Origin of the sequence: Actinomadura sp. NTSP31, from assembly GCF_041951385.1 — a bacterium.
Taxonomy (GTDB): Bacteria; Actinomycetota; Actinomycetes; order Streptosporangiales; family Streptosporangiaceae; genus Spirillospora; species Spirillospora napierensis.
The window spans coordinates 139,904-166,193 of record NZ_JBGNUT010000006.1; the positions used below are offsets into that span (position 1 = coordinate 139,904).

Genomic DNA, 26,290 nt, shown 5'->3' on the forward strand with positions numbered 1-26,290 from the left:
GCGGTTCCGGTTGTCAGTTCATCGGGGGCTGCCAGTTCGGGTCGGTGATCGACTTCGGGAGCAGGCTGTCGCGGGGCGCGTTCGTCCATTCGGCGGTCTTGACGATCTCGAAGAACTGGCGGGTGCCGGGGCGCAGGCCCGCGTTCTTGGCGCCGGGGGTCACGATGATGCCCTGGCTGGCGGTGAGCCGTCCGGTCGCGGGGTCGATGAGGAGCTGCCACTCGATCGTGCCGTAGTCGCGGGTGGTCTGCCGCATCGCGACGCCCCGGCCCGGGTTTCCGGCGGCGTCCGTGCCGTTGATGGTCCTGACGTCGCGGAGTCCGGCGAGCATCCGGTAGGTCGCGATCCGCACCCGGTCGGTGACGACGCGGTCGACCAGCAGGATGGGGGCGGCCGTGAACAGGTAGAGGTCCGGGTCGCGCAACGGCGTGTGGTCGAACTTGGTCGCGTAGTTCAGGATCCACGCGCGCAGCCTGGACGGATTCGCGGGGAGCCGGCGCTCGTCGCGGGTGTCGAAGTCGAGTTCGGCGCCCTCCTGCTTGAACGGGCCGCGTTCTTCGTCGGGTCCGGGGAGGTGGAGGTCCTGTGCGTCGGGACGCAGATCCGCATCCCAGGCCTTCTCGTCGGCCGGCGTGACGGGGCGGACGTCGACGTCATCGCCGTCCCAGCTCGTCCCGGTCGTCGTCTGGTCTGTCCGGGGGAGCGTCCCGAACTCCTTCGCCGACTTGGCGCCGAGGCTGTAGGAGTCTCGCGTGAGTTGCACGGTGTAGTGGGCGCCGGGGTGAAAGGGAGATGACGCCACGACCGATTCGCCCACCACGCGGTGCACGTACCAAAGCCGTCCGTCGGAGGCGTGCTGTGTCTTCGCGTCCGCGGCGGAGAGCAGGAACGTGGACGCGGGGCCGTTCTGGTCGGCCAGCGGCTCGGGGTGGTAGAGCGGACGCGTCTCCCACCGGTAGGCCGTCCAGGAGACGCCGGCGAGGACGCAGGCGGTGGCGGCTGCGACGAGCGCCGTCATCCGCCTGGAGCGGGGGAGCGGCGCGACGCGGCGGCCCCGGGGGCGGGGCCCGGTGGCTTCGGCCAGCAGGCGGCGGCGGGCCGACCGGGTGGTCTCGGAGGACGGGGGCCGCTCCGCGACGTGCAGCTGATCGATGAGGCTCAGATCATCCACGGTCGTCCTCCTCGTGGCCCGATGCGTGCAGCGCCGCGCGGACCTGCCGGCGGGCGCGGCTCAGCCGCGAGCAGACCGTGCCGTAGGCGATCCCGAGGGCCTCGGCGACCTCCGGATAGCTGAGGTCGGCCAGCGCCACCAGGAGCAGGACGTCGCGGTCGCCGTGCCGCAGCCCGGCCAGGGCCGGGCTCAGGCCGAGGCTCGCTGCCGCCACCGCCGAGGTCACGCTGCTCTCGTGGCTCTCCACGGCGTCGGCGGTGTGCAGCCGCGCCATCGCCCGGTAGCGGCGCAGCTCGTCGCGGCGGTGACGGCTGATCAACCGGGTCGCGATGCCGTAAAGCCAGGGCCGCGCCGACGCGTGCGCCGTGTCGAACGCCGCGCGGCGCCGGAAGGCGATCAGGAAGGTCTCGGCCGCGATGTCGTCCGCGGCGTCCGCGCCGAGCCGCCGGTCCACGTAGCGGTGGATCTGCGCGTAGTGCCGGTCGAAGAGGTCCGCGAACCGTTCGGGGTTCCGCCGCGCCGCGGTGATGACGTCGGCGTCGGACGGCTCCGGGTCGGCGGATCTGCTCGTCTCAGAGGGGGCGCCCGTCACGGCTGGTCCCGCGGTGCTGGGGGAGTGGCCATGGGGGACCCTTCTGGCGGCGTGGAGGGTGGTCACGTCCTTGATTGCCCGGAACCGCCCCGTCCCTTCTCGCGGCGGCCGGTCAGGGGGCGGCGGGCGAGCGTCCGACGGCGTCCTGTGCGTGGACGGTCGTGAGCACCGTGCCGGCCAGCTCCGGTACGGACCGGCCGGTTCCCGTGTCGATGCGAGCGAGTCCCAGCCTGTCGACGGCGTCCAGCATGAGCGTCTGGTAGCGCTCGGTACGGGCGAGGAACCGGTCCATCAAGTGTCGTTCCTCGGGTGTGGCCTCCGCGTAGTGGCCCAATGCGTGTACGCGGGCGCGCAAGACGGCGGGGTCGGCGGTGAACCACACGGCGGCCGTGTGCGGGACGGCCAGTTCCGCGACGCGCGCCGGCCAGAGCGCCGACCCCTCCAGGACGAGTCCGCGGCCGGGCCCCGCCGCGTGATCCGTGACGATCTCCGCGATGCGGGGCCACAGCCTTTCGTAATGGTCGAGGACGGACCTGATCAGCTCATCGGTCGTGAGCGTCGCGTAATGGTCGGCGACGTGCGGTGGGACCTCGCGCTCCGGGGTCCGCCAGGGCCGTCCGGGGTGGCGCGCCAGGTAGTCCGTCGACCTGTGCTCGAATCCGAGCTCGTCCGCCACGGCGGCCGCGATGGTCGACTTTCCGGTGTTGGACGTCCCTCCGATCAGCACCACCCGTACTTCGCCCATGGCGGCGACCTTACTGTCCGGGGCCGACTATTCGGATGCCGCGTTCACCAGCGGTCGTGGTGGAGGGCGGCGTCCAGGGGACGGCGCCGGCGCCAGCCGTGCCGTTCGAGATCGGGGACGGTCTCCAGGTGCGTGACCGGGCCCAGGCACAACCAGGCGACAGGCCGGATGCCTTCCGGTATGCCGAGGAGGTTGCGCAGGTGCGGCTCCCGGTAGAACGACACCCAGCCGACGCCCAGGCCCTCGGCCGTGGCCGCCAGCCAGAGGTTCTGGATGGCCAGGCACACCGAGTACAGGCCCGCGTCGGCGATCGCGTGCCGTCCGAGCACCGCCGGACCGCCGCGCTCGGCGTCGTAGGTGACCACGACCGACAGGCTCGATTCGAGCACCCCGTCGATCTTGATGCGGGCGAAGCGTTCGGCGGCGTCGCCGGTGAGGTCGGCGGCGAAGGCGTCGCGCTCGGACTGGACGTGGTCGTGGAAGGCGCGCCGGACGTCCGGGTCGCGGACGACGACGAAGTCCCAGGGCTGTGAGAGGCCGACACTGGGGGCGGCATGCGCCGCCGTGAGGACCCGGTCGAGGACGTCCGCCGGGATCGGCGCCCCGGTGAACTCGCCGCGCACGTCGCGGCGGCGGTGGATGACGTCGTAGAGGTTCATGGGCAGGCTCCCGCTGCGGTCGGGCCGCCGGGACGGCGGCCGTCGGAGCGAGGCCGGTCTTCGGACTCCCGGATCGACGCCCGTCCGCCCGCCTTCCCGGCCTGGCGGCCAGTGGCCGCGCTCGCGCGCGTGGGCGGCAGCTCCCCGGTCACCGCGGCGGGCCCGTGCCGGATTCGCACCGGCTTCCCGATTCTCCCCGAGGGGCACCTCGCGTCAGTTCATGCCGCGAAGATCATACCGGTGGGGAGCCCGGTCAGCGGCGCTGGAAGCCGTCCTTGGTGCGCAGGCCGTAGCCGACGGCGCGGTCGATCGAGATGTGCGCGAGCCAGCCGCAGAGACCGGCGAAGATCGGGGCCCACGTGATCGGCGCGACGGTGTAGAGCGCCATCAGCGCGAGGGGGATCAGCGCGCGGTGCGCGGTGTTGTAGTAGGGGACGGCGCGCGCCGGAAGCTGCCCGCGTTCGACGGTGTGCGCGTCGCGCGCCCCGGCCAGGAACGTCAGGTCGGGCGCGATGAAGAACGCCACCGCGACCAGCGCCGCGAGCCAGCCGTGGTTGACGCCTTCGAGAACGGCGAACGCGCTCCAGAACAGCGCGTTCGCCGCCCAGGCGGCGCGGCGGGCGATGAGCGGGACGGAGTGCTTGCGGACGGTCGGGACGGTGACGCTGCTCATGGCCTGCGGCCCTCCTGCTCGGCTAATGGCGTTAGCTACAAGCTAAAGCTAATTCCATTAGCTGTCAAGCTACTGTTAGTTGAGGCCCCGCTCAGCGGAAGAGGGCGGCGAGGCGGGGGAGCCGCAGCCGGGTCTCGGCGTCGTCCTCGACGTCCCAGCCCTCGCCCGCCGGGCGCTCGGGCCGCCGCATCGCGTCCAGGGCCCGCTCGAACGCCGCGTCGAACGACGCCGTCTCGCCCAGAGCGCGCTCGTACGCCTCTTTGGCGGCGTAGTGGAGGCCCTCCGCGCCGATCCAGCCACGGCCCTCCCGGCCCATGCGCACCACCGTGGACACGCCGGCCAGAGAGTCGGGATCGCCGACCGCCCGGGTGAACACCTCGCGCCCCAGCAACGCGAGCCCGGCGCGGAAGTCCATGAAGCCGTCGTCGCCGCAGCCGCCCTCGATCAGGTAGGCGGCGTTCCAGAGCGGCCGCCGGTACGCCGAGTCGAGCAGCCGCGTCAGCAGGACGTCGAACGCGACGATCGCGGGGCCGTCCAGGCCGGACAGCCGGGCGGTCACGAGATCGACCAGCGGGTCGTCGGGTGAGTCGCGGTCGTCGGCGCGCTCGCCGGCCTCGGCCCGCGCGGCCCCGATCAACGCCCACCAGGCGTTCTCGTCCATCCAGTCCTCCACCCGTTCCGGCTCCGCTCTGCGCGACCAATCTCGCGCACGGGTCCGACACTCCGGGCCGCGGGACGGGACCGGCACGCGGCGGGCTTTCCGGAAACGTCTCGGCGGGAGTGCTCATTCACTAGGGTCCTGGGGCCATGTCCCATTGGAGCCAGCGCACGCAGATGCGGTTATGGATCGTCGCCGTCGCCATTACCGCAGAACCGATGGTGAGGGGCGTCGTCACCTCACTGTTCAGCGTGAGGAAGGGCGCACAGGGCTACCTCAGTGTCATCGCTTCCGATGCCTGCCAGGGATGGTCGCACCAGGCCGAACTCTGGTCAGTTCCGGGATACAGGCTTTTGCACGGCTGGCCGATCCTGGTCGTCCTTCCGGCCTTCCTCCTGTGGCTGGTGGTCCGGCGGCGGTTCGTCGGATGGGCGACGGCGGCGGTGCTCGCTTTCGTGACATTGGCCGAGCCGGCCCTCTTCGGCTACGACGTGGCGCGTTGGGGGGAGCAATGCGTTCGTTTGTGGTTGCCGATGGGCGGCTGGGGAGCCGCGCGCTGGGCGTACGGCGCGGTGCCCCTGGTCCTCATTCTCGTTTCGACCTATCGCCCCGGCTTTCGAGCGCCTCGCCCCGGTCCTCGGGCGCCTCGCCTGGTCGGCGGGACGCTCTTCGCCGGGCTCGTCCTCTGCGTCGCCGCCGACCAGGAGGCGCCGCCCCGCTACGCAGGGAGCGAGGCCGAATGCAGGCATGTCGAGCGCGCCAACATGTCAGGAACGGCGCCGTTCACGCAGGTCATGGCGGCATTATCGCAGCGTGAAAGGGAGATCGCCTTCCTCTGCTCCGTTCGTGGCTACCTCCTGGGGTACGGCGGCGGATTTCCGCGTGGCGACCGGCTCACCGACGGCGAGCAGATCGAGATCGGGCGGCGCGCGTGCCGCGGCGAACCGTTGACCAGGGGAATGCTGCGAGGGACCGTCCCGCCGGCGATTCAGCAGATGGCTTACCTGTGCCCGGCGACGGCGGACGAACGGCGAGCGGCCCAGAAGCGCTCAATGGCGGCCCTCGACACGCAGTACAAGCAGAACAAGGCGAAGGCATTGGCGACCTGCCGGCACGGCATTCCTGCGGGTTTCCATCCCGTCCGGCAGGCCACGCGGGTCATCGATGGCGGGGAGAGCAGCAGCTACCTGATCGGCGACGAGGGGAGCTCCGGTGAATCATTCGAGGCAGCCGTCAATGACGGCCTGGTTGCGAGCGGCGACCGAGAAGCCACCGTCGTCACCGGAACCGAGAGCTGGCTGTGCGTGACCGTCCGCGCCTACAAGAAGGCGCCGCCTCTCGCGCTCAAGGGCTGGGAACGCGTCACCGAAGTGGGATTCGACAGCCCGAACGGACGCGCATTGCTGTCGGCGATGGACGGGCCCTTGCCCTTCCCGGCCGTGACCGTCGCCGGTCCGGGGCACTACCGGCTCCGCGTGTACGTGCGCGGCCGTCAGGCGCCCGAGACCCTGATGGACGAGCCTCCCAACGAGCGGCATCTTCTCGTCGTCTTCCCCGGAAAGGGGACGAAGCCGAAGACCTACAAGAACGCCGAGTGCTGAGCGCTGAGGCCGGGCCGCAGGTGTCAGAGGGGGCGGGCGGTGAACCAGCCGCGGTCGTCGTCCAGGAAGCGGTCGAGGCGCAGGCCCGCCGCCTCCAGCACGGCGGGGAGCTCGTCGTCGCCGAGCCGCCGGGACGTGAACGAGTGGGTCCAGTGCCGCTCGCCCATCCGGTACTCGATCGTCGCCGCGACGAGCCCGGGCGCCGGGCGCTCGACGTCCGTCATGCGGTACTGGACGCCGTCGCGGGCCCATTCGCGCGGGGCCGCCTCGTCGTGCCAGCGCGGCGTCTCGCGCTGCACGACGACCACGCCGTCCGGCCGGACGTGCCGCCCGCAGGCGGCGAGGAGGGCTTCCCGGTCGCCGTAGTTGACCAGGTACGACATCAGCAGCACGCAGCCGAACCGGTCCGGCAGGTCCAGGTCCTGGATCGGGGAGCACACGGTGCGCGCGCCCTCGATCCGGGCGAGCATCGCGGCGGAGTCGTCCACCGCCGTCACCGGGTGGCCGAAGTCGAGCAGGGGGCGGGTGACCCGCCCGGCGCCCGCGCCCAGCTCCAGGATCGGCGTGCCGGCCCGGATCGCGGTATGGACGAGCGCCGCGCTCGCGATGTCCGGCGGGAGCGCGGCGTAGAACTCGACCGCCGATCCGTCCTGTGCGATCTCGCCGGGGCCCGTTCCGGCCGTTCCCGTTCCCGCCATAGCGTCGCCTCCTTGCGCTGCCATGATCGACATGGTCGGTGCGCCGTCCCGCCGCCGTCAAGACGCGCGGACAGGCCCGCACGGCGAATTCGACAGGCTGAACTGGGCAGTTTGCCTGATTAACCTAGGATGGCGTCATGGACGACACCGCGCAGGCCATCTCGCCGTCGGCCGCCCGCGCCGCCCGTGAGGTCCGCATCGTGTTCAGCCGGCTGCGCCGCAGGCTGCGGGAGATCGGCGGCGGCCACGACCTCACCCCGTCGCAGACGGCGGTGCTCAGCCGGCTGCTCAAGGACGGCGCGGCCACCGCCAGCGGGCTGGCGGCGGCCGAGCGGGTCCGTCCGCAGTCCATGGCCGCCACGATCGCCGCGCTGGAGGAGCGCGGGCTGATCCGCCGCGACCCCGACCCGCAGGACGGCCGCCGGCAGCTGGTCACGCCCAGCGACGCGGGCCGCGAGTGGGTCGAGGGGTCCCGGCAGGCCCGGGACGAATGGCTGAGCCGCGCCCTTCAGGACCGCTGCACCGAAGAGGAGCGCCAGACGGTCCTGAAGGCGTTCGCCGTCCTCGACCGCCTGGTCGAGTGACCGCGCGGCGGAGCGTCCGCCCGGGTCAGGAAGGCGGCAGGCCGAGGGCGCGGGCGATCAGCATCCGCTGGACCTCCGAGGTGCCCTCGCCGACCTCCAGGATCTTCGCGTCGCGGTAGAAGCGGCCGACGGCGTACTCGTTCATGAAGCCGTAGCCGCCGAAGACCTGCGTGGCGTCGCGGGCGTTGTCCATCGCCGCGTTGGACGCGACGAGCTTGGCGATCGCCGCCTCCTTCTTGAACGGCTCGCCCGCCAGCATCTTCGCCGCCGCCGCGTAGTAGGCGAGGCGGGCCGTGTGCGCGCGGACCTCCATGTCGGCGATCTTGAACTGCATCGCCTGGTAGCGGCCGATCTCCTTGCCGAACGCCTGCCGCTCGCCGGCGTAGCGCAGGCACTCGTCCACGCAGCCCTGCGCCAGGCCGACCGACAGCGCGGCGATCGCGATCCGGCCCTCGTCCAGGATCCGCAGGAACTGCGCGTAGCCCCGGCCGCGCTCGCCGACGAGGTTCTCCGCCGGGACGCGGACGTCGTCGAACGACAGCTCGCGGGTGTCCGACGACGACCAGCCGACCTTGGAGTACTTGCGGCCGACGGTGAAGCCGGGCGTGCCGCTCGGCACGATGATCGTGGAGATCTCGCCGTCGCCGGTGAACGCGGTGACGGTGACGAACGCGGTGATGTCGGTGCCGGAGTTGGTGATGAACGCCTTCGATCCGTTGATCACCCAGGAGTCGCCGTCCAGCCGGGCCGTGGTGCGCATCCCGCCCGGGACGTCGGAGCCGCCGCCGGGCTCGGTCAGCCCGAACCCGGCGAGCTTCTCACCGGACGTCAGCATCGGCAGCCAGCGCGCCTTCTGCTCGTCCGACCCGAACCGGTAGACCGGCATCGCGCCGAGCGAGACGCCCGCCTCCAGCGTGATCGCCACGGACGAGTCGACCCGCGCCAGCTCCTCCAGCGCCAGGCAGAGCGCGAAGTAGTCGCCGCCCATCCCGCCGTGCTCCTCGGGGAACGGCAGCCCGAACAGCCCCATCTTGCCCATCGCCGCGACGATCTCGTACGGGAACTCGCCCCGCTCGTACAGGTCCCCGATCACCGGGGCGACGGTCTCGCGGGCGAACCGCTCGACGGTGCGCCGCAGCTCCTCCTGCTCGTCGGTGAGCTTGAAGTCGATCATGATTGCTCCGTTTTCGGTGACAGGGCCTGGACGACGCGGGACGGGCTCGGACGGCCGAGCCGCCCGGCCATCCAGCGGCTGGTGGCGACGAGCCCGTCCAGGTCGACGCCGGTCTCGACGCCGAGGCCGTCCAGCATCCAGACGAGGTCCTCGGTGGGCAGGTTGCCGGTGGCGCTCTCGGCGTACGGGCAGCCGCCGAGACCGCCCGCCGAGGCGTCCACGACGGTGACGCCGGCGCGCAGCGCGGCGAGCGTGTTGGCGAGCGCCTGCCCGTAGGTGTCGTGGAAGTGGACGGCGAGCCGGTCGGTGCCGATGCCCGCCGCGACCATCGCCTCGATCAGCGCGGTGACGTGGCCGGGCGTGCCGACGCCGATCGTGTCGCCGATGCTCAGCTGGGAGCAGCCGAGGTCCATCAGCCGGGACGCGACGGACACGACCTGCTCGATCGGGACGTCGCCCTCCCACGGGTCGCCGCACGCCATCGACACGTAGGCCCGCACCCACAGCCCCTCGGCGCGCGCGCGTTCCACGACGGGCGCGAACATCGCGATCGACTCGTCCACGGTCCGGTTGAGGTTGCGGCGGGCGAACGTCTCGGTGGCGCTGCCGAAGATCGCGATCTCGGTGATGCCGTTGGCGAGCGCCCGGTCCAGGCCCCGCTCGTTCGGGACGAGTACCGGATACCGGACGTTCCCGGAGCGGGGGAGGACGCCGAGCAGTTCCTCGGCGTCGGCGAGCTGCGGCACCCACTTCGGGTGCACGAAGCTGGTCGTCTCGATCGTGCTGAGCCCCGCGTGCGCGAGCCGGGTGACGAACTCCGCCTTCACCTCGACCGGGACGACCGCCTTCTCGTTCTGCAGCCCGTCCCGCGGCCCGACCTCGTAGATCGTGACCCGCTCGGGCAGACCGGGCAGCGGTGTCGCCATCATGCCTCCTCGATCACGGCCAGCACGGCGTCCAGGGCGACCTGGGCGCCCGCGCGGGCCGGCAGTTGCGCCACGACACCGGCGCGCGGCGCGGTGACGGTGTGCTCCATCTTCATCGCCTCGACGACGACGAGCGGCTGGCCCTCGTCCACCCGGTCGCCCTCGCCGACCTTGACGGCCAGGACGGTGCCGGGCATCGGGCTGCGCAGCACGCCGTCGCCGGACGCGGCGGACGCGGCGCCGCCCTCCGCGCGCACGTGCTCGGCCAGCGCCCAGGCCCGGCCGCCGCGTCCGAGCCACAGCGTGCGCCCGTCGCGGGCGGCGGTGAACGAGACCGTCCGTGCGCCGTAGGTGAGGGTCGAGCCGGACAGCGAGGCCGCCACCGGCTCCCCGTCCCCGATGGCGACCCGCGCGGACGCGGCGCGGCCCTGCACGCGGACCTCGACGGGCTCGCCGCCGGACGGGGTGATGATCCACGGCGTCCAGGCGTGCGCGCCGGGCCGCCAGCCGTCGGGGACCGCCCACGGGTCGTCGTCGGCGGGTTCCAGCGCGAGCATCCGGTCGAGCGCCGCGGCGGCGAGCACCTCCGGCGGCACGGCGCCGTCCGAGGTCAGCTCGTCGAGGGCGCGTTCCACCAGGCCCGTGTCGAGGTCGCCGGACGCGACGGACGGGTGCTTGAGCAGCGCGCGCAGGAACGCCACGTTCGTCGGGACGCCCAGCAGCTGGTAGCCGGCGAGCGCGCGGTCGAGGCGGTGCAGCGCCTCGGTGCGGTCGGCGCCGTGGACGATCACCTTCGCCAGCATCGGGTCGTAGGACCCGCCGACCTCCGTCCCGACGTCGAGGCCCGAGTCGACGCGGACGCCCTCCGGCTCGTCGAGCGCGAGCACGGTGCCGCCGGTCGGCAGGAAGCCGCGCGCCGGATCCTCGGCGTAGACGCGCGCCTCGATCGCGTGGCCGTCCAGCCGGACGTCGTCCTGCGCGAACGGCAGCGGCTCGCCCGCCGCGACGCGCAACTGGAGTTCGACCAGGTCGAGGCCGGTGACCAGCTCGGTGACGGGGTGCTCGACCTGGAGCCGGGTGTTCATCTCCATGAAGAAGAACTCGTCCGGGCGGTCGGCGGACACGATGTACTCGACCGTCCCCGCGCCCACGTACCCGACCGCCTGCGCGGCGGCGACGGCGGCTGCGCCCATCCGTGCGCGGGACGCCTCGTCCAGCAGCGGCGACGGCGCCTCCTCGACGATCTTCTGGTGCCGGCGCTGCAGGCTGCACTCGCGCTCGCCCAGGTGGACGGCGTTGCCGCGGGCGTCGGCGAACACCTGGATCTCGATGTGCCGGGGGTTCTCCACGAACCGCTCCGCGAGGAGGGTGTCGTCGCCGAACGAGCCGCGCGCCTCGCGGCGGGCGGACGCGATCGCGTCCGGCAGGTCCGCCGCGTCGCGGACCAGCCGCATGCCCTTGCCGCCGCCGCCCGCCGACGGCTTGAGCAGCACGGGGAGCCCGACCTCCAGCGCGGCGGCCTCCAGCTCGGCGTCCGACAGGCCCGGTTCGTCCCGTCCGGGGACGACCGGGACGCCGGCCGCCGCGACCGTCTGCTTGGCGCGGATCTTGTCGCCCATCGCCTCGATCGCGGACGCGGGCGGCCCGATGAACACCAGCCCGGCGTCGGCGCAGGCCTGCGCGAACGCGGTGTTCTCGGCGAGGAACCCGTAGCCCGGATGGACGGCCGCCGCGCCCGATGCCCGCGCGGCGGCGATGACCGCGTCGATGTCGAGGTAGGACGGGATGCGGAGCGCCTCGTCGGCGTCGCGCACATGGCGGGCGCCCGCGTCCGCATCCGTGTGGACGGCGACCGAGCGGATCCCGAGCCGCCGCAGCGTGCGGAACACCCGGACGGCGATCTCACCCCGGTTGGCGACCAGGACGCTGTCGAACATCGATGCTCCGCGTCGTGATGACACTGTGTTCCTCACATCCGGAAGACGCCGTAGCCGACCGGCTCCAGCGGTGCGTTGGCGGCTGCGGACAGCCCGAGGCCGAGGACGCGGCGGGTGTCGAGCGGGTCGATCACTCCGTCGTCCCACAGCCGGGCCGTCGAGTAGTACGGGTTGCCCTGCGCCTCGTACTGGTCGCGGATCGGCGCCTTGAACGCCTCCTCGTCCTCGGCCGGCCAGTCCTCGCCGCGCGCGTCCATCTGGTCGCGGCGGACCGTCGCGAGCACGCTCGCGGCCTGCTCGCCGCCCATGACCGAGATGCGGGCGTTCGGCCACATCCACAGGAAACGCGGCGAATACGCCCGGCCGCACATCGCGTAGTTGCCCGCGCCGAACGACCCGCCGATGACGACCGTGAACTTGGGCACGCGCGCGCACGACACGGCCGTGACCATCTTCGCGCCGTGCTTGGCGATGCCGCCCGCCTCGTACTCGCGGCCGACCATGAAACCGGTGATGTTCTGCAGGAAGACGAGCGGGACGCTGCGCCGGTCGCACAGCTCGATGAAGTGCGCGCCCTTCTGCGCCGACTCGCTGAACAGGATCCCGTTGTTGGCGACGATCCCGACCGGATGCCCGTGGATCCGCGCGAACCCGGTGACGAGCGTCGCGCCGTACTCCTTCTTGAACTCCTGGAACCGGCTGCCGTCCACGATCCGCGCGATCACCTCGCGCACGTCGTAGGGGGTGCGCGGGTCGGGCGGGACGACCCCGTACAGCTCGGACGGGTCGACCGACGGCGCCTCCGACGGCGCCACGTCCCAGGGGCGCGGCTCGCGCGGGCCGAGCGTGCCGACGATGTCGCGGACGATCCGCAGCGCGTGCGCGTCGTCCTCGGCGAGATGGTCGGTCACCCCGGACGTGCGGGAGTGCAGCTCGCCGCCGCCGAGCTCCTCGGCCGTCACGACCTCGCCGGTCGCGGCCTTCACCAGCGGCGGGCCGCCGAGGAAGATGGTGCCCTGGCCCCGGACGATCACCGCCTCGTCGCTCATCGCCGGGACGTAGGCGCCGCCCGCCGTGCACGAGCCCATGACCGCCGCGATCTGCGGGATGCCGCGCCCCGACATGGTCGCCTGGTTGTAGAAGATCCGGCCGAAATGCTCGCGGTCGGGGAACACCTCGTCCTGGCGGGGCAGGAACGCGCCGCCGGAGTCGACCAGGTAGACGCAGGGCAGCCGGTTGTGCAGGGCCACCTCCTGCGCGCGCAGATGCTTCTTGACCGTGACCGGGTAGTACGTCCCGCCCTTCACGGTGGCGTCGTTGGCGACGATCACGCACTCGCGGCCGGACACCCGGCCCACGCCGGTGATGATCCCGGCGCCCGGCGCCTCGTCGCCGTACATGCCGTTCGCGGCCAGCGGCGACAGCTCCAGGAACGGCGAGCCGGGGTCGAGCAGCGTGTCGACCCGGTCGCGGGGGAGCAGCTTGCCGCGCGCCACGTGCCGCTCGCGGGCCCGCTCCGGACCGCCGCGCCCGGCCCGGTCGACGCGGTCGCGCAGCTCGGCGACCAGCGCCTCGTTGTGCGCGGCGCTCGCCTTGAACGCCTCGCCGGCGACGTCGGCGCGGCTGCCGATCTCGGGTGCGGTCATGGTCCCCTTCCCGGTTAATGCTCGTTAACAACGCCGATGTTAATGCTCGTTAACAACCTTAGTCTAGACTCCTCCCATGACCTCCTACCCGGCCGCGGCGCCCGGCGGCCCGGCCGCCGGGCCGCCCCTCACCGCGGTGAACCCGCGCCGCGCCGAGATCCTCGCCGCCGCGGCCGAGCTGTTCGCCCGCCGCGGCTACCACGGGGCGTCCATCGGCGACGTCGGACGGGCCGTCGGGCTCACCGGCCCCGCCCTCTACCGGCACTTCAGCGGCAAGGAGGCCGTCCTCGCCGAGATGCTCGTCGACATCAGCGAGCGGCTGCACGCCGAGGGGGTCCGCCGCGCCGCCGACCCCGACCCCGGCCGCGCCCTCGACGCGCTGCTGCGCTTCCACATCGCGTTCGCGCTGGACAACCCCGCGCTCATCACCGTCCACGAACGCGAACTCGACAACGTCCCCGAGCCGCGGCGCCGCGAGGTCCGGCGGCTGCAGCGCGCCTACGTGGAGGAATGGGTGGCCGTACTGCGGCGGCTGCGCCCCGGCCTGCCCGACGAGCGGACGCGCGCGGCCGTCCACGCCTGCTTCGGCCTGCTCAACTCCACCCCGCGCAGCGCCGCCCGCCTCGGGCGCGACGCGATGGGCGACCTCCTGCACACCATGGCCCGCGCCGCCCTGGAGTCGGCTGCTCCGGTTACGGACGGCCCGCAATCTTGACGTGCCGACGTGTCGCTGGGTCATATGGGGTGAAAGGTCACTAGGCCTTCCGACCCGCAGCAGAGGAGTCCCGTATGGGCGTCGAGGGTGTCGGCTTCTACGAGATCGCGAGCAACGACCCGGACCGCCCGGCGATCCCGGCTCCCGGCGTACCGGTGTCCTACGGTGAGCTCCACGCCGAGGTGAACCGCTTGTCGAACGCGCTGGACGGGCTCGGCCTGCGCCCCGGCGACACGGTCGCGACCGTCCTCGGCAACCGCCCCGAGTTCCTCACCGTGCTGCTGGCGGCGATGCAGTCCGGCCTCTACATCGTCCCGGTCAGCCGGCACCTGACCGCGCCCGAGATCGGCTACATCCTCGCCGACTGCGGCGCCAAGGCCGTCGTGACCGAGAGGGCCTTCGCGCCGATCGTCACCGGCGCCGCCGACGACGCCGGGATGGCCGCCGAACTGCGGGTCAGCGTCGACCCCGCCGAGGGCTACCGCTCCATGGCCGCGCTGTGCGCGTCCGGCAGCGCCTCACCCCCGGCCAAGCGCCGGATGGGCTCGATCATGCTCTACACGTCCGGGACCACCGGACGGCCGAAGGGCGTGCGGCGCCCCCTGCTGGACGTGCCGCCGGAACTGCTCTTCGACGTCATGCGCCAGACGCTCGCGACCCACCTGCGGCTGGAACCGGGCGACGAGGTGCATCTCGCGATCGGGCCGCTCTACCACTCCGCGCCGTGCGTCCACGCGCTGATGGCCCTCAGCCTCGGTCACTCGGTCGTCGTCGCGCCCCGGTTCCGGCCCGAGCACACCCTCGAACTGATCCAGCGGCACGGCGTCACCAACTCCTTCATGGTGCCGACCATGTTCCACCGCATGCTCGCGCTGCCCGACGACGTCCGCGCCCGCTACGACCTGTCCTCGCTGCGGCAGGTCTACCACAGCGCCGCGCCGATCCCGGTCGAGACCAAACAGCGGATGATGGACTGGTGGGGGCCCGTCCTCTACGAGTACTACGGCTCCACCGAGAGCGGCGCCGTCGTCGTCGCCACGCCGCACGACTGGCTCGCCCGTCCCGGGACGGTCGGCCGCGCCGTCGAGGGCGTCCAGATCAAGATCCTCGACCCGGAGGGGGCCGAGCTGCCGCCGGGGGAGACCGGCCTGATCTACGCGAGCGGCCAGCCGGGCTTCGAGTACCACGGCGACCCGGAGAAGACCGCCGCCACCATGCGCGGCGAGTTCTACACCCCGGGCGACCTCGGCCACCTCGACGAGGACGGCTGGCTCTACATGAGCGACCGCCGCACCGACCTGATCATCTCCGGCGGAGTGAACATCTACCCGGCCGAGATCGAGTCCGTGCTGCTCCAGCATCCCGCCGTCGGCGACGTCGTCGTCATCGGCGTCCCGGACGAGGACTGGGGGCAGCGCGCCGTCGCCCTCGTCGAGCCCGCGCAGGACGCCGTCGCCGGCGGCGAGCTCGCCGCCGAACTGCTCGCGCACTGCGGGCCCCGGCTGGCGAGGCTCAAGCATCCGCGCCGGCTGGAGTTCCGCGCGTCGCTGCCGCGCACCCCGTCGGGAAAGCTCAGCCGCAGCCGTGTGCGCGACGCCTACCTGCGGGAACAGGCGGGCTAGGCGGTTTCGGGGGGCGCGCGGGGGAGGGGCGCCGCAAGTCGCCGGCGTGACCGTCGAACGTTCCGCCGTTGCGCCCCGTACAACCGCACATGGAAGACCAAAAGGTCGCCCCGTTCGGCAGCGCCCCGCAGCCTGCCGCCCCGACCTTGACCGACCTTCCCGTGATCCCCGACCCCGGCTTCCCTACCGACCCCGGCTTCCCCACCGACCCCGGCTTCCCCACCGGCCCTGCCCACTCCGGTCCGGCCCCGTCGCCGGAGGAGGCGTCGGCCGTGACCCAGCCCGTCGCCCGCCCGCCGGACGCCGCACTCGCCTCCGCGGCCGGCGGGCCGTCCGGGCCGTCCGGGCCGGACGCGGCACTCGCCACCGGACCCCGCGCCGGGGCCGCGCGCCTCGGCGACCCGGTCGCGGTCTGGCCGTGCGCCGGCTGCGGCAGGCCCGTACCGCAGCCGGTGCGCGGCGCCCGCACCGTCCGCTACTGCCAGGACGCCGACGGCGCGTGCGAGCGGGCCGCGCACGAGAACCGCGAACGCGCCCGCGACGCGCCCGGCCTCACCGGCCAGGTCGCGTGGACGTGGGAGATGGTGGAGCGGCTGGAGTCCGTCGCCGACCGGCTCGCCGGATCGATGGTCTCCGAGCTGAGCGTCGCCGGCGTCGAGCGGCGCGTCGCCGACGCCCGCGCCGACGCGGCCGGGGAGATCGCGGTCGCGCAGCGGGAGCGCGACGCCTCGCAGCGCCAGGCCGAGGCCGCCTGGCGCGAGACCGCCTCCGCCCGCGCCCGCGCGGACGCCGCCGAGGACGGGGAGGCCGCCGCCCGCGCGGAGGCCGGGCAGGCCGCCGCCGAACGGGACGCCGCCCGGCAGGAGGCGCAGGAGGCCAGGGACGTCGCGGACGCCGCCGTCGCCGCCCGGCTGGCCGCCGAACGCGAGCGCGACCGCGTCGCCGGCCGCGAGGGCGAGCTGCTGGCCGCGCTGGAGACGGCCCGCGCGGAGCTGGTCGGCCTGCACGGCCGGCTGTCGGAGACCGAGACCCTCGCCGAGGGGCAGCGGATCGAGGCCGCCGCCGCCCGGCGCGCCGCCGAGGACCTGCGCGCGGCCGTCCGCGACGCCGAGACCCAGCGCGGCCAGGCCGTCGCCGACCGCGACCAGATCCAGGCGCGGGCCCGCGAGGTCGAGCAGCACAACTGGGACCTGTCGCGCGCCAACGAGGAGCTGCGCGCCGCCGTCCAGACGCTCACCGCCGAGCGGGACGCCGCGCGCGCCGAGGCCGACCGCGCGCGCCGCCGCGTCGACGCGCTCACCCGTCCGGCCGACCCGCGCCCGGACGGCCGTCCCGCCGTCGACCGGGAGCCGCCGACGGGCCTGCACCCGCTGCCGCCGTTCAACGGATCGCCGCGCAACGGCGCCCCGGCGAACGGCGTCCCGGCGAACGCGACCCGGCCGAACGGGTCCCTGCTGGACGGAACCGACCCGCTCGCGGTCAACGGCCACCGGCTTCCCCACGCCGGCTGACCGTCGGGCCGGCGAACCGGACGACGACGAGGAGGTGAGGCCCTTCACCACACGGCACTGGCCCTGAACCGGCCGCCGCACCGCACCGGGGTGGTGGGGCGGCCGGCACGCCGGGCTAGGACCGTCCCGTCCGCAGGTACTCGGTGTAGTCGAGGGCGCCCGCGTGCACGGCGGCGTGCACGGCGCGCGCGATCCGGGATCCCCACGCCGACCGGGGACCGGCGAAGGGCTCGGCCTCACCGGACGTCCGCGCGGCCACGCAGATCGCGTCGGACGCCGTCCCGGTGCACGGATATCCCGCCTCCAGGAGCGCCTGCGTCTTCGCCTCCGTGGCGGTGACCACCGCGTTCACCAGGGCCGCGTCGCTCAGCGCGACCGGGACGGCGACCACGATGTTGACCGTCCCCGGCCGCCGCGCCTGCTCCGGCTGCTGCTGCTTCGGCGGCGAGGGCTCCCGCGCCGGGGGCGGCACGTCGAGATGCAGCGGGGCCAGCTCGGGATCGGCGGTGCCCTCCGGCGCCGCCGCCCACGTCGGCACGCGGAGACCGACGGTCGCCGAAACGGCGACGCCGCCGTCCTCACGCCGCATCGTCCGGGCGACGGACGCGGCGGTCAGCATGCCGGTGCCGGGACCGTCCAGACCGAACGACGCGGCCAGCTCCTCCAGGTGGGCGACGGGGTCCAGCCGCGCGTACGCGCCGCGGACCTGGGCGTTCAGCACCCAGCCCAGCGGGCCGATCCCGCCGCCGAGCATCGCCGACGAGACCGCGCGCCATCCGCCGCCCGCGCGCCACACCGTCGCGGCCAGCCGCGCGCCGTCCTCCTCCCGCCAGACCAGCTCGATGTTCACCGGCGCTCCAGCGACAGCAGGGGCCGGCCGTCCGGCCCGGAAAGGACGTGCACCCGGGCCTGGAAATGCTCCTCGATCGCGGCCCGCGTCAGCACCGCGCCGGGCTTTCCGGCCGCGGCGACACGGCCGCCCGACAGCAGCACCAGGTCGTCGGCGTACTGCCCGGCCAGCGTCAGGTCGTGGATGGTCGTGACGACGGTCAGCCCGTCCGACAGCCGGAGCCGGTCGATCAGCTCCATCACCTGCTGCTGATGGCCGATGTCGAGCGCGGTCGTCGGCTCGTCCAGCAGGAGGACGGACGTCTGCTGCGCGAGCGCCCGCGCCAGCACCACGCGCTGCCGCTCCCCGCCGGACAGCTGGTCGAGCGGGCGCCCCGCGAGGCCGGCCAGGTCCAGCCGGTCGAGGACCTCGCCCGCGATGGCGCGGTCGCGCGCGCTCTCCCGCCCGAGGTGCGGAATGTAGGGCGAACGGCCGAGAAGGGTGTAGTCGAACACCGTCATCCCCACCGGAAGGCTCGGGCTCTGCGGGGCGTAGGCGACCAGCCGGGCGCGCCGGCGCGGCTTCATCGCCGACAGGTCGGCGCCCGCGACCGTGATCGCGCCCGTGCACGGCAGCAGCCCGAGCACCGCCCGCAGCAGCGTCGACTTGCCCGCGCCGTTCGGCCCGATCACCGCCGTCCACGAACCGGCCGGGACCTTCAGCGAGACGCCCTTCAGCACCGGGCGCCCGCCCAGCGCCACGTCCAGGTCCCGCACCGCGACCGTCACGTCTCCACCTGCCGGCGGCTCGCGCGCAGCACGGCCACGAAGAACGGGCCGCCGACGAACGCGGTCACCACGCCGAGCGGCAGCTCACCGGGCGCGATCACCGTCCGCGCGACCAGGTCGGCCAGCTCCAGGAACGCGGCCCCGCCGAGCAGCGACAGCGGCAGCACCACCCGGTACGACCCGCCCGCCAGCCGCCGCACCGCGTGCGGCACCACGATGCCGACGAACCCGATCAGGCCGCTCACCGCGACCGCGCTCGCCGTCGCCAGCGACGCCGCCACCAGCACCGTCAACCGGACGCGCGCCGCCGACAGGCCGAGCGAGGCCGCCTCCTCGTCGCCGACGCTCAGCACGTCCAGCAGCCGGCCGTGCGCGAGCAGCACCACCGTCGAGACCAGCGAGTACGGCGCGACGAGCGCAAGCTGGTGCCAGTCCGCCGAGCCGACCCCGCCGAGGATCCACGAGTAGATCCGCTGCAGTTCCTCCGCCTTCACCTGCTGGAGGAACGTCTGCACCGCCGACAGGAACGACGACACCGCCACCCCCGCGAGCACCAGCGTCGCCGCCCGGTTGCCCCGCCCGGCCGTGCTGCCCAGCGCGTACGCCATCGCGACCCCGAGGATCGCCCCGGCGAACGCCGCCAGCGGGACGCCGTAGCCCGGATCGCCGGGCACCAGCACGATCACCACGGTCGCGCCGACGCCCGCGCCCGCCGCCGCGCCGAGCAGGTACGGGTCGGCCAGCGGGTTGCGGAACACCCCCTGGTATCCCGCGCCCGCCATCGACAGCATCCCGCCGACCAGGGCGGCCATCAGCACCCTCGGCACCCGCAGCTGGAACAGCACGTTCTCGTCGACGGTGCTGAACCCGCTGTCGAGGTGCACGAAGGGGATCCGGTCGGCCAGCGCCTTCAGGATCCCGGCGAAGGGAAGCCCGGCGGCGCCCACCACCAGCCCGGCCAGCAGCGTCACGGCCAGCAGGACGAGCGCCGCCGCCAGCGGAAGCGGCCGCAGCCGTCCCGGAACCCGGGGCCCGGCGTCCCGCTCCGGCCGCCGCCACTTCCCCTTCAGGGCGGAGGTCACCGCGTCTTCTGCACCGCGTCGCCGATCGCCTTCACGAACTGCGGCAGCCGCGGACCCCAGCGTGAGGCGAGGTCGTCGTCCAGGGGCACCACGCCGCCGTCCTTGACGGCCTTCAGGTCACCGAACCCGGGCCGCTTCGCGACCGCCGGGGCGTTCTGGCCGCAGCACTTGGTGTCGGCCAGGAACACCAGGTCGGGGTCCTTCTTGACCAGGTACTCGCGGGAGAGCTGCGGGTACCCGCCGCTCGCCTTGTCCGCGGCGTCGGCGACGTTGCGCAGGCCGAACAGGCCGTACACCTGCCCGACGAATGTCTGGGACGTCACGGTGTGCAGCTGGTTGTCCAGCTCGTGGTAGTAGGTGAGGCCCTTGGCCTTGGCGGACGCGGCGACGGTCTCCTGGATGTCGGCGCGCATCCCGTCGGTCACCTTCCTGGCCTCCGCGACGTGCCCGGTGGCCAGGCCCAGATCGTTGATCTCGTCGTAGGCGTCGTCCAGCTTCGCGGCGGCCGGCTCCAGCAGGACCGGGACCTTGACCTTCTGCAGCGCCTTGACGACGCCGTCCATGTCGTTGGACAGCACGACGAGGTCGGGCCGGTACTTGATGATCGCCTCGGCGTTCGGCTTGAAGGCCGACAGCTTCGTGCGGGGCGCGTTCGCGGGGTAGTCCGAGAGGCTGTCGGCTGCGGCGACCTGCGAACCGGCGCCGATGGCGAAGAGCGTCTCGGTGTGCGTGGGGGACAGCGACACGATCCGCTTCGGGTGGGCGGGGACGGCCACCGCGCCGTTGCCCGCCTGGACGGTGACGGTCGTGGCGTCGCCGGACGCCTCGGCCTTGCCGCCGCCGTTCTTGCCGTCGTCGCCGCATCCGGCGGCGGCGAGCGCCACGGCTGCGATCGCGATGGCCGCGCCGAGGACGCGCACGGGTCTCACAGGAGCCTCCTGGGCTGGAGGGAAGCCGCGGCCCGTCATGACGGATCGCCCTTCCACGAGGTCGAGAGTCGTCGGCGCGCGCGGAGGCGACCTGGCTCGGCCACTTCGACAGGGGCACCACAGTTGCGGGACAGCGCCGGGTTCACACCGGACTTCGCTCCAGGGCGCGCTCGAAGTGCAACGTTATCAGCCGCCTTATCCGGTTTCGCTCGCACGGCGGAGTGAGTACTCACTTCAGCATTGACGGAGTGAGTACTCACTCCGTACAGTGGCGGGCATGGAAGCCACGAGCCGGCGGCGCGCCCCCGGGATGAGCCCCGAGCAGCGCCGCGAAATGATCGTCCGGACGGCCCTGCCGCTCGTCGCCGAGCACGGGACCGCCGTCACCACCGGCCAGATCGCCCGCGCCGCAGGCATCGGCGAGGCCACGATCTTCCGCGTGTTCGCCGACAAGGACGAGCTCCTCGACGCCTGCGTCATGGAGGCGCTGCGGACCGACCACGTCCTGGCCGAGATCCAGGAGATCCCGCTCGACCAGCCGCTGGCCGGCCGGCTCGCCGAGGCGACCGCGGCGATCCAGGCCTACCTCGGCCGCATGGGCATGGTCCTCGGCGCCCTGCACGCCACCGGCCGCCGCGGCCGGGGCTCGCACGGCGGCGGCGAGGCGGCCGACGCCGCGATCGACCGCGCCTCCGCCATGGCCCGCACGCGGGGCGCGCTCGCCGAGCTCTTCGAGCCCGACCGCGACCGCCTCCGGCTGCCGGTCGAGGAGACCGCCGGGATGTTCATGGGGCTGGTCTTCACCTGGAGCCGCCCGCCGACCGGACCCGAGACCCCGGCGCCCTCGCTGGAGGAGTACCTCGACGTCTTCCTGCACGGCGCGCTCACCGAATCCGAAACGCCCGCCGAAACGTCCACCGACACGCCCGCCGAAGGGAGCCCCGAGTGACCATCACGCTCAACCACACCATCGTCACCGCCGCCGACAACGACGAGGCCGCCCGCTTCTTCGCGGGCGTCATGGGCCTCGCCTACACCGGGCCCCATCCGCACGCCCGCCACTTCGTCCCGATCGAGGTCAACGACGGGCTCACCCTCGACTTCATGACCGTCGCCTACCCGCAGGGCCACCACCTGGCCTTCGACGTGGACGCGGCGACCTTCGACGCGGTCGTCGACCGCCTCGACGCCCGCGAGATCCCCTACGGGGACCAGCCCGCCCACCCCGACAACGGCCGCATCGACACCGACCATCCCCTCGGCGCGCGCGGCCTGTACTTCTCCGACTCCAGCGGCAACCTCTACGAGCTCATCTCGTCCTGAGCCGCCGCGGACCGGCCGGTGCCGGTCAGCCGGCGGCGGCGGACTTCAGGAACGCCCGCGTGCGGGCCCGGTCGTCGCCGGGCATGAACTCGCCGGCCACGAAGTCGGTGACGCCCGCCGCGGCCAGCTCCTCCAGCCTCGCCCCGACGGCGTCCTCGTCGCCGATGACCGCGAGGTCGGCGGGGCCGTCGGCGCCCTCGCGGTCCATCATCGCGCGGTAGGACGGCAGCGTCCCGTACACCTCGAACGCCTTCGCCGCGCGCTCGCGCGCCCGCTCGGCGTCGCCGGTGACGCACACCGGCAGGACGCAGACGATCCGCGGCGCGGGGCGGCCCGCCGCCTCGGCCGCCGCGGTGATGGTCGGCGCGATGTGCTCGCGGACGGTCGCGGGGCCCGTCATCCACAGGACGGTCCCGTCGGTGCGCTCCGCCGCCAGCCGCAGCATCTTCGGGCCGAGCGCCGCCAGCAGCACCGGGACCCGGCCCTCGTTCGGGACGGTCAACCCGATCTGGCCGCGCAGCGTCTCCCCGGTGAACGACGCCGTCTCGTGGTCGAGCAGCGGCAGCAGCACCGACAGGTACTCGTCCATGTGCCGCAGGGGCCGCCCGAAGTCGTAGCCGTACATGTCCTCGATGACGACCTTGTGGGACAGACCGATGCCGAGGGCCAGCCGGTTCTCCCCGAGGGCGAGCGCCACCGTCCGCACCTGCTGCGCCAGCGCCGCCGGATGCCGCGGATACGTCGGCACGACGGCGGTCCCCAGCTCGATGCCCGGCACCCGGCTTCCCGCCACCGCCAGCGCGGTCAGCGCGTCCACCCCGAAGATGTTCGACATCCACGCCGAGGCGAACCCGTCGTCGGCGGCGCGCCGCACATCGTCGGCGAGCTTGGTCAGCGCCTCGGCGCCGCCGCGCTCGCCGAGGGAAACACCGATGCGCACAAGGACCTCCCTGATCCGGCTACCGTTCCGATCTTTACACAGAGCGTGGTCAGGGACGCCGGGCGGGGTCGCGGGCGGCCCGGTCCCGCGCCTCCCCGAAGAAGTCGTGCAGCGCCGTCGCGCCCGGCAGCAGCCGGACCGGCCGCGCCGCTCCGAACGAGGCGTTCCAGAAGGCGCCTTGACGCGGCTCCGAGGGGCCCGCGTACGCGTAGGGCTCCGCGAGATAGGAGTCTCCCGGGGAGATCCCGTAGGTGACCTCGTCCACGGTGATGCTCAGGTCGAAGTGCTCCGGCCACAGCACGGGGGTGGCATCGGGCGCGAACCGGACCATCGCTTCGCGGCCGCGCGCGAGACACTCCTCGATGTGGGCCGCCGCGCCCGCGTCCACACCGAGCGTCTCCTGCGTCCCGACTCCGCACCCGTCCTTGTACAAATCCTGCGGCGCGCCCGCCTCGATCCCCGCCGCCGCGGCCAGCTCCACGTACGTGGCGCCGTTCAGCGGGATCACCCTGTCACCGGCCACCAGCTCGGTTCCGTCGACCCGCAGCTCCGGTGCGCGGACGGTCCCGAAACCGCCGTCCAGCACGCGCAGGCGGATCGTCCCGCTCTCCCGGTACTGCGGGCCGGCGAGGAGCAGTTCGGCGACCCCGTGCAGCGAACGCCGTGTCGTTCCCAGAATCTCCGGATCGACGGTCATCTCCACATCCTTCGCCCATGGCCGTCATGGCTGCCGCCCCCCACCCTGCACCCGCGGAGCCGCCATCACAAACCTTCCGGGTCACCGGCCCGCTAGGCGTACCGCTCGGCCAGATCCCGGTCGTTCTCCGCCCACCTGCGCTGCCGCTCGGCCGACTGCAGATGCGCCTCGGCCTCCTCCGGGTGGACCTCCGCCATGTCCTCCAGCAACGCCGCGGCCCGGTCATGGGCCCACGCCGAGGAGAGCATGGACCGCAGCGCGTACTCGTCCGCGGCGCGCACCGGTGGACGCCCGGTCCCGGAACGGGCCGCCCCCGAATCCCTCAGCGCCCCCGACACACCCGCTGCCTACCCGCCCACCTGCACGTTCAGCCCCACGGAAACCACTCGTGACCGGGGGCGGAGGAAAAACGCGAAAGGCCATGTCCGATCATTGAACACGTGGTGATTCCGGAGTCCTTGACGCTTCACACCGCCGACGGCGTGCGGATCGACGCAGGACACCTCGGCGGGGACGGCGACCTCTGCTTCGTGCTCGCGCACGGCTTCACGTGCTCCTGGCGGCAGCCCGCGCTCCGCCGCATCGGCCACGTCCTCGGCCGGTACGGCGGCGTTCTCGCCCTCGACCTGCGCGGCCACGGACGGTCCGGCGGCCGCTCCACCGTGGGCGACCTCGAGGTGCTCGACGTGCAGGCCGCGGTCGCCGCGGCGCGCCGCAGCGGCTACCGGCGCGTCGCCGTCGCGGGGTTCTCGCTGGGCGGCGCCGTCGCCATCCGGCACGCCGCACTGCACGGCGACGTCGACGCCGTCGTCTCGGTGAGCGCGCCCGCACGCTGGTACTACCGCGACACCGTCCCGATGCGCCGCGTCCACTGGGTGATCGAACAGCCGCTGGGCCGGCTCGCCGTCCGGCTGGTGCGGGGGACGCGCATCGCGGCGAAGGGCTGGGACCCCGTGCCGGAGGCGCCGCACGAGGTGGCGGCGCGCATCGCGCCCGCGCCGCTGCTGATCGTCCACGGCGACGCCGACGCGTTCTTCCCGATCGAGCACGGGCAACAGCTGTACGACGCCGCACGGGACCCGAAGGAACTGTGGATCGAACCGGGCTTCGGTCACGCGGAGGTCGCCGCGACACCGGACCTCGTCCACCGCATCGGTGCCTGGGCCGCCTCAGCCGTCACCGCCGTACGCCCCGACGCCGCGATCTAACGCCCCCCGTCCGCCCAGCCCGCCCGGCGCTTCTCGGCCCGCGCCGTCGTCGTCCGGCAGCGGGCACGTGCCGATGACACTCCTCGCGTGGAACCGTCCTGACCTGGGTTGATTCGGCGTTATCCACATTTTCGCAGTGGCCTGTCGGCGGACGGGCGAGACGGCCATCATCGGGACCATGAACGGTCTCAGCGTCACCTGGAAGCGGACGGCCGCCGACTCGATCGTCCCCGTGGGCCCCGGCATCTACTTCGACGCGGGCGGCGGCTCCTCGCTCGCCGGCCGGGCCGCCGCGCTCAGCCGGCTCCTTCCACCGGACGCGGTCGTCGCGCGCCGCACCGCCGCGTGGGTCTGGGGCATTGACGTCCTCCCGCCGGGCGTGAGCGAGACCGACTGGGACGTCGAACTCATCACCCCGCGGCCCGCGGAGAGCGCGACGGGGCCGCCCCTGCTCGCCGAACACGCGGACCTGCCGCCCGGCCACGTCGAGGAAAGGGCGGGCGTGCGCGTCACCTCCCGCACCCGGACGGCCCTCGACTGCACGCGCTGGCTTCCGCGCTCCGAAGCGGTCGCCGCGCTCGACCAGTTCCTCAGGCAGGGAGTCGGCACCGATGAACTCAGGACCATGGCCCGCGCACTGGAGGGCTATCGCGGCAACAGGCGGTTGCGCGAACTCCTGCGCCTCGGCGACCGAGGCGCGGCCTCACCCGGAGAGAGCTGGATCCGGACGGCCATCGTCGACGCCGGATTCCCGCGCCCCCGCACGCAGGTGCCGGTCGCCGGGCCAGGCGACCGCTGGTTCTACGTCGACCTCGGCTACGAGGACTACCGCGTCGGCATGGAGTACGACGGCGAACGCCACCACACCGGCCGCGCGGCCCGCGCCCACGACGAAGGCCGCCGGCGCTGGCTCTCCAAGGAGAAGAGCTGGCAGATCATCCCGGTCACCAAGCTCTTCCTGTCCCGCCCCGCCCCCTACCTGGAGGCGCTCCTGACCGCACTGCTCCAACGCGGATGGAACCCCGATTCCGCGACCATGGACCGCATCACCGCCCACCTGACCTCCCTCACCCGGCGAACCGGCGTCCGCCCCGTCCGCCGAAGCCGAAGACCTTGGTGAGGCCGGAGGCGAAGAAGGCCTTGGTGGGGAGGCAGGTCACCGGCGGGGAGGGACCTCGGGCGTGTCCAGGAGTGCCGCGAGACGCTTGGGGGCTATCAGGCGGTAGCTGTCCTCGACGAGCTCCGCCAGTTCCTTCCAATCCTGCTCAACGTCCAGGCGTGCCCCGACCCAGCCCTTGGCGCCGACGTACTTCGGGACGAAGAAGCGCTCCGGGCTCTCCGATACCAGGGCCTCCTGCACGCCCGGGCCAGCCTTGAACATCATCGACGAGCCGTCTTCGCTGGTCATCACGAACAGCTTGTCGCGCACACGGAAGGAGGGCGAGGTATGACCGCCGAACGGCTTCTCGGTCGCCTCCGGCATCGCCATGCAGATCTCCCGGACCCGCTCGAGAACGTCCATGCCGCCGGTCCCTCCCCGTGATGGATGCTCCCAGCACCCTAGGCCGCACCTCCGACAGCG

Annotated in this window: 28 protein-coding genes and 1 riboswitch; of the genes, 9 read left to right on the forward strand and 19 right to left on the reverse strand. The window is 73.3% G+C overall.

Features of this window, described 5'->3' with window-relative positions; translation table 11 throughout:
- Nucleotides 1-13: 13 nt before the first annotated feature.
- From ACA514_RS12515 to ACA514_RS12540, 6 genes are all read right to left on the reverse strand, one after another.
- Entirely contained in the window at nt 14-1,171 is a 1,158-nt protein-coding gene (locus ACA514_RS12515; RefSeq protein WP_375041239.1) for a hypothetical protein, read from the reverse strand.
- On the reverse strand, nt 1,164-1,763 hold the full coding sequence (locus tag ACA514_RS12520; protein WP_375041240.1) for an RNA polymerase sigma factor: 600 nt from the start codon (nt 1,761-1,763) through the stop codon (nt 1,164-1,166). Before ACA514_RS12520 ends, ACA514_RS12515 begins: the two co-directional genes overlap by 8 nt.
- Nucleotides 1,764-1,875: 112 nt before the next feature.
- Nucleotides 1,876-2,508, reverse strand: a complete 633-nt coding sequence (locus ACA514_RS12525) for a hypothetical protein (RefSeq protein ID WP_375041241.1) — start codon at nt 2,506-2,508, stop codon at nt 1,876-1,878.
- A 44-nt stretch (nt 2,509-2,552) separates the two neighbouring features.
- A complete protein-coding gene (gene bluB / locus ACA514_RS12530; RefSeq protein WP_375041242.1) occupies nt 2,553-3,167 on the reverse strand; it encodes a 5,6-dimethylbenzimidazole synthase in 615 nt (204 codons plus the stop codon).
- A gap of 33 nt (nt 3,168-3,200) precedes the next feature.
- A riboswitch (cobalamin riboswitch) is annotated at nt 3,201-3,393 on the reverse strand.
- A 27-nt stretch (nt 3,394-3,420) separates the two neighbouring features.
- A complete protein-coding gene (locus ACA514_RS12535) occupies nt 3,421-3,840 on the reverse strand; it encodes a DUF4260 family protein (protein ID WP_375041243.1) in 420 nt (139 codons plus the stop codon).
- A 91-nt stretch (nt 3,841-3,931) separates the two neighbouring features.
- The gene (locus tag ACA514_RS12540; RefSeq protein WP_375041244.1) at nt 3,932-4,501 is read right to left on the reverse strand and encodes a DUF4240 domain-containing protein; all 570 of its coding nucleotides are present in this window, start codon (nt 4,499-4,501) and stop codon (nt 3,932-3,934) included.
- 146 nt (nt 4,502-4,647) lie between these two features.
- On the opposite strand from ACA514_RS12540, the gene ACA514_RS12545 reads away from it, so the two are divergent.
- On the forward strand, nt 4,648-6,099 hold the full coding sequence (locus ACA514_RS12545; protein ID WP_375041245.1) for a hypothetical protein: 1,452 nt from the start codon (nt 4,648-4,650) through the stop codon (nt 6,097-6,099).
- A gap of 23 nt (nt 6,100-6,122) precedes the next feature.
- Here the strand turns inward: ACA514_RS12545 and ACA514_RS12550 are convergent, their stop codons facing one another.
- Complete coding sequence (locus ACA514_RS12550; RefSeq protein WP_375041246.1) at nt 6,123-6,797, reverse strand: class I SAM-dependent methyltransferase; 675 nt, start codon at nt 6,795-6,797, stop codon at nt 6,123-6,125.
- Nucleotides 6,798-6,934: 137 nt separating this feature from the next.
- Between ACA514_RS12550 and ACA514_RS12555 the strand changes: the two genes are divergently transcribed.
- Nucleotides 6,935-7,381 (forward strand): MarR family transcriptional regulator, encoded by a 447-nt coding sequence (locus ACA514_RS12555; RefSeq protein WP_344273860.1) that lies wholly within the window; start codon nt 6,935-6,937, stop codon nt 7,379-7,381.
- A gap of 25 nt (nt 7,382-7,406) precedes the next feature.
- On the opposite strand, the gene ACA514_RS12560 is transcribed toward ACA514_RS12555, so the two are convergent.
- Genes ACA514_RS12560 through ACA514_RS12575 form a run of 4 tightly spaced genes read right to left on the reverse strand, consistent with a single transcriptional unit; the run spans nt 7,407 to nt 13,064 of the window.
- Nucleotides 7,407-8,555: an acyl-CoA dehydrogenase family protein gene (locus ACA514_RS12560; RefSeq protein WP_375041247.1), complete on the reverse strand. Its 1,149-nt coding sequence runs from the start codon at nt 8,553-8,555 to the stop codon at nt 7,407-7,409.
- Nucleotides 8,552-9,484: a hydroxymethylglutaryl-CoA lyase gene (locus tag ACA514_RS12565; protein ID WP_375041248.1), complete on the reverse strand. Its 933-nt coding sequence runs from the start codon at nt 9,482-9,484 to the stop codon at nt 8,552-8,554. The genes ACA514_RS12560 and ACA514_RS12565 overlap by 4 nt, the downstream gene beginning before the upstream one ends.
- Nucleotides 9,481-11,418 carry an acetyl/propionyl/methylcrotonyl-CoA carboxylase subunit alpha gene (locus ACA514_RS12570; RefSeq protein ID WP_375041249.1) on the reverse strand — a complete coding sequence of 646 codons (1,938 nt, stop codon included), beginning with the start codon at nt 11,416-11,418 and terminating at the stop codon, nt 9,481-9,483. The genes ACA514_RS12565 and ACA514_RS12570 overlap by 4 nt, the downstream gene beginning before the upstream one ends.
- 32 nt (nt 11,419-11,450) lie before the next feature.
- Nucleotides 11,451-13,064 carry a carboxyl transferase domain-containing protein gene (locus ACA514_RS12575; protein ID WP_375041250.1) on the reverse strand — a complete coding sequence of 538 codons (1,614 nt, stop codon included), beginning with the start codon at nt 13,062-13,064 and terminating at the stop codon, nt 11,451-11,453.
- 76 nt (nt 13,065-13,140) lie between these two features.
- On the opposite strand from ACA514_RS12575, the gene ACA514_RS12580 reads away from it, so the two are divergent.
- The 3 genes from ACA514_RS12580 (at nt 13,141) to ACA514_RS12590 (ending at nt 16,912) form a co-directional block, all read left to right on the forward strand.
- Nucleotides 13,141-13,779: a TetR/AcrR family transcriptional regulator gene (locus ACA514_RS12580; protein WP_375041251.1), complete on the forward strand. Its 639-nt coding sequence runs from the start codon at nt 13,141-13,143 to the stop codon at nt 13,777-13,779.
- 74 nt (nt 13,780-13,853) lie between these two features.
- A complete protein-coding gene (locus tag ACA514_RS12585; protein ID WP_375041252.1) occupies nt 13,854-15,401 on the forward strand; it encodes an AMP-binding protein in 1,548 nt (515 codons plus the stop codon).
- A 146-nt stretch (nt 15,402-15,547) separates the two neighbouring features.
- On the forward strand, nt 15,548-16,912 hold the full coding sequence (locus ACA514_RS12590) for a chromosome segregation ATPase (protein WP_375041253.1): 1,365 nt from the start codon (nt 15,548-15,550) through the stop codon (nt 16,910-16,912).
- Nucleotides 16,913-17,027: 115 nt separating this feature from the next.
- Here the strand turns inward: ACA514_RS12590 and ACA514_RS12595 are convergent, their stop codons facing one another.
- The 4 genes from ACA514_RS12595 to ACA514_RS12610 form a co-directional block, all read right to left on the reverse strand.
- Nucleotides 17,028-17,756, reverse strand: a complete 729-nt coding sequence (locus ACA514_RS12595; RefSeq protein ID WP_375041495.1) for an adenosylcobinamide amidohydrolase — start codon at nt 17,754-17,756, stop codon at nt 17,028-17,030.
- 2 nt (nt 17,757-17,758) lie between these two features.
- On the reverse strand, nt 17,759-18,529 hold the full coding sequence (locus ACA514_RS12600; protein WP_375041254.1) for an ABC transporter ATP-binding protein: 771 nt from the start codon (nt 18,527-18,529) through the stop codon (nt 17,759-17,761).
- Nucleotides 18,526-19,542 (reverse strand): FecCD family ABC transporter permease, encoded by a 1,017-nt coding sequence (locus tag ACA514_RS12605; RefSeq protein WP_375041496.1) that lies wholly within the window; start codon nt 19,540-19,542, stop codon nt 18,526-18,528. The genes ACA514_RS12600 and ACA514_RS12605 overlap by 4 nt, the downstream gene beginning before the upstream one ends.
- Before the next feature lie 65 nt (nt 19,543-19,607).
- The gene (locus ACA514_RS12610) at nt 19,608-20,540 is read right to left on the reverse strand and encodes an ABC transporter substrate-binding protein (protein WP_375041255.1); all 933 of its coding nucleotides are present in this window, start codon (nt 20,538-20,540) and stop codon (nt 19,608-19,610) included.
- A gap of 277 nt (nt 20,541-20,817) precedes the next feature.
- On the opposite strand from ACA514_RS12610, the gene ACA514_RS12615 reads away from it, so the two are divergent.
- Together ACA514_RS12615 and ACA514_RS12620 are read left to right on the forward strand one after the other, a co-directional pair.
- Entirely contained in the window at nt 20,818-21,489 is a 672-nt protein-coding gene (locus ACA514_RS12615; RefSeq protein ID WP_375041256.1) for a TetR/AcrR family transcriptional regulator, read from the forward strand.
- The gene (locus tag ACA514_RS12620) at nt 21,486-21,863 is read left to right on the forward strand and encodes a VOC family protein (RefSeq protein WP_375041257.1); all 378 of its coding nucleotides are present in this window, start codon (nt 21,486-21,488) and stop codon (nt 21,861-21,863) included. Before ACA514_RS12615 ends, ACA514_RS12620 begins: the two co-directional genes overlap by 4 nt.
- Before the next feature lie 25 nt (nt 21,864-21,888).
- Here ACA514_RS12620 and ACA514_RS12625 read toward each other — a convergent pair whose 3' ends face one another.
- The 3 genes from ACA514_RS12625 to ACA514_RS12635 all read right to left on the reverse strand — a co-directional run bounded on the left by ACA514_RS12625 (nt 21,889) and on the right by ACA514_RS12635 (nt 23,781).
- Nucleotides 21,889-22,803: an LLM class F420-dependent oxidoreductase gene (locus tag ACA514_RS12625; protein WP_375041258.1), complete on the reverse strand. Its 915-nt coding sequence runs from the start codon at nt 22,801-22,803 to the stop codon at nt 21,889-21,891.
- A gap of 49 nt (nt 22,804-22,852) precedes the next feature.
- Nucleotides 22,853-23,500 (reverse strand): hypothetical protein, encoded by a 648-nt coding sequence (locus ACA514_RS12630; protein ID WP_375041259.1) that lies wholly within the window; start codon nt 23,498-23,500, stop codon nt 22,853-22,855.
- A gap of 92 nt (nt 23,501-23,592) precedes the next feature.
- Nucleotides 23,593-23,781 (reverse strand): hypothetical protein, encoded by a 189-nt coding sequence (locus ACA514_RS12635; protein WP_375041260.1) that lies wholly within the window; start codon nt 23,779-23,781, stop codon nt 23,593-23,595.
- A 159-nt stretch (nt 23,782-23,940) separates the two neighbouring features.
- Between ACA514_RS12635 and ACA514_RS12640 the strand changes: the two genes are divergently transcribed.
- Entirely contained in the window at nt 23,941-24,708 is a 768-nt protein-coding gene (locus ACA514_RS12640; RefSeq protein ID WP_375041261.1) for an alpha/beta hydrolase, read from the forward strand.
- Between the two features lie 178 nt (nt 24,709-24,886).
- A complete protein-coding gene (locus tag ACA514_RS12645; protein ID WP_375041262.1) occupies nt 24,887-25,828 on the forward strand; it encodes a hypothetical protein in 942 nt (313 codons plus the stop codon).
- Nucleotides 25,829-25,864: 36 nt separating this feature from the next.
- Here ACA514_RS12645 and ACA514_RS12650 read toward each other — a convergent pair whose 3' ends face one another.
- Nucleotides 25,865-26,230 carry an MmcQ/YjbR family DNA-binding protein gene (locus ACA514_RS12650; protein WP_375041263.1) on the reverse strand — a complete coding sequence of 122 codons (366 nt, stop codon included), beginning with the start codon at nt 26,228-26,230 and terminating at the stop codon, nt 25,865-25,867.
- Nucleotides 26,231-26,290: the final 60 nt, after the last annotated feature.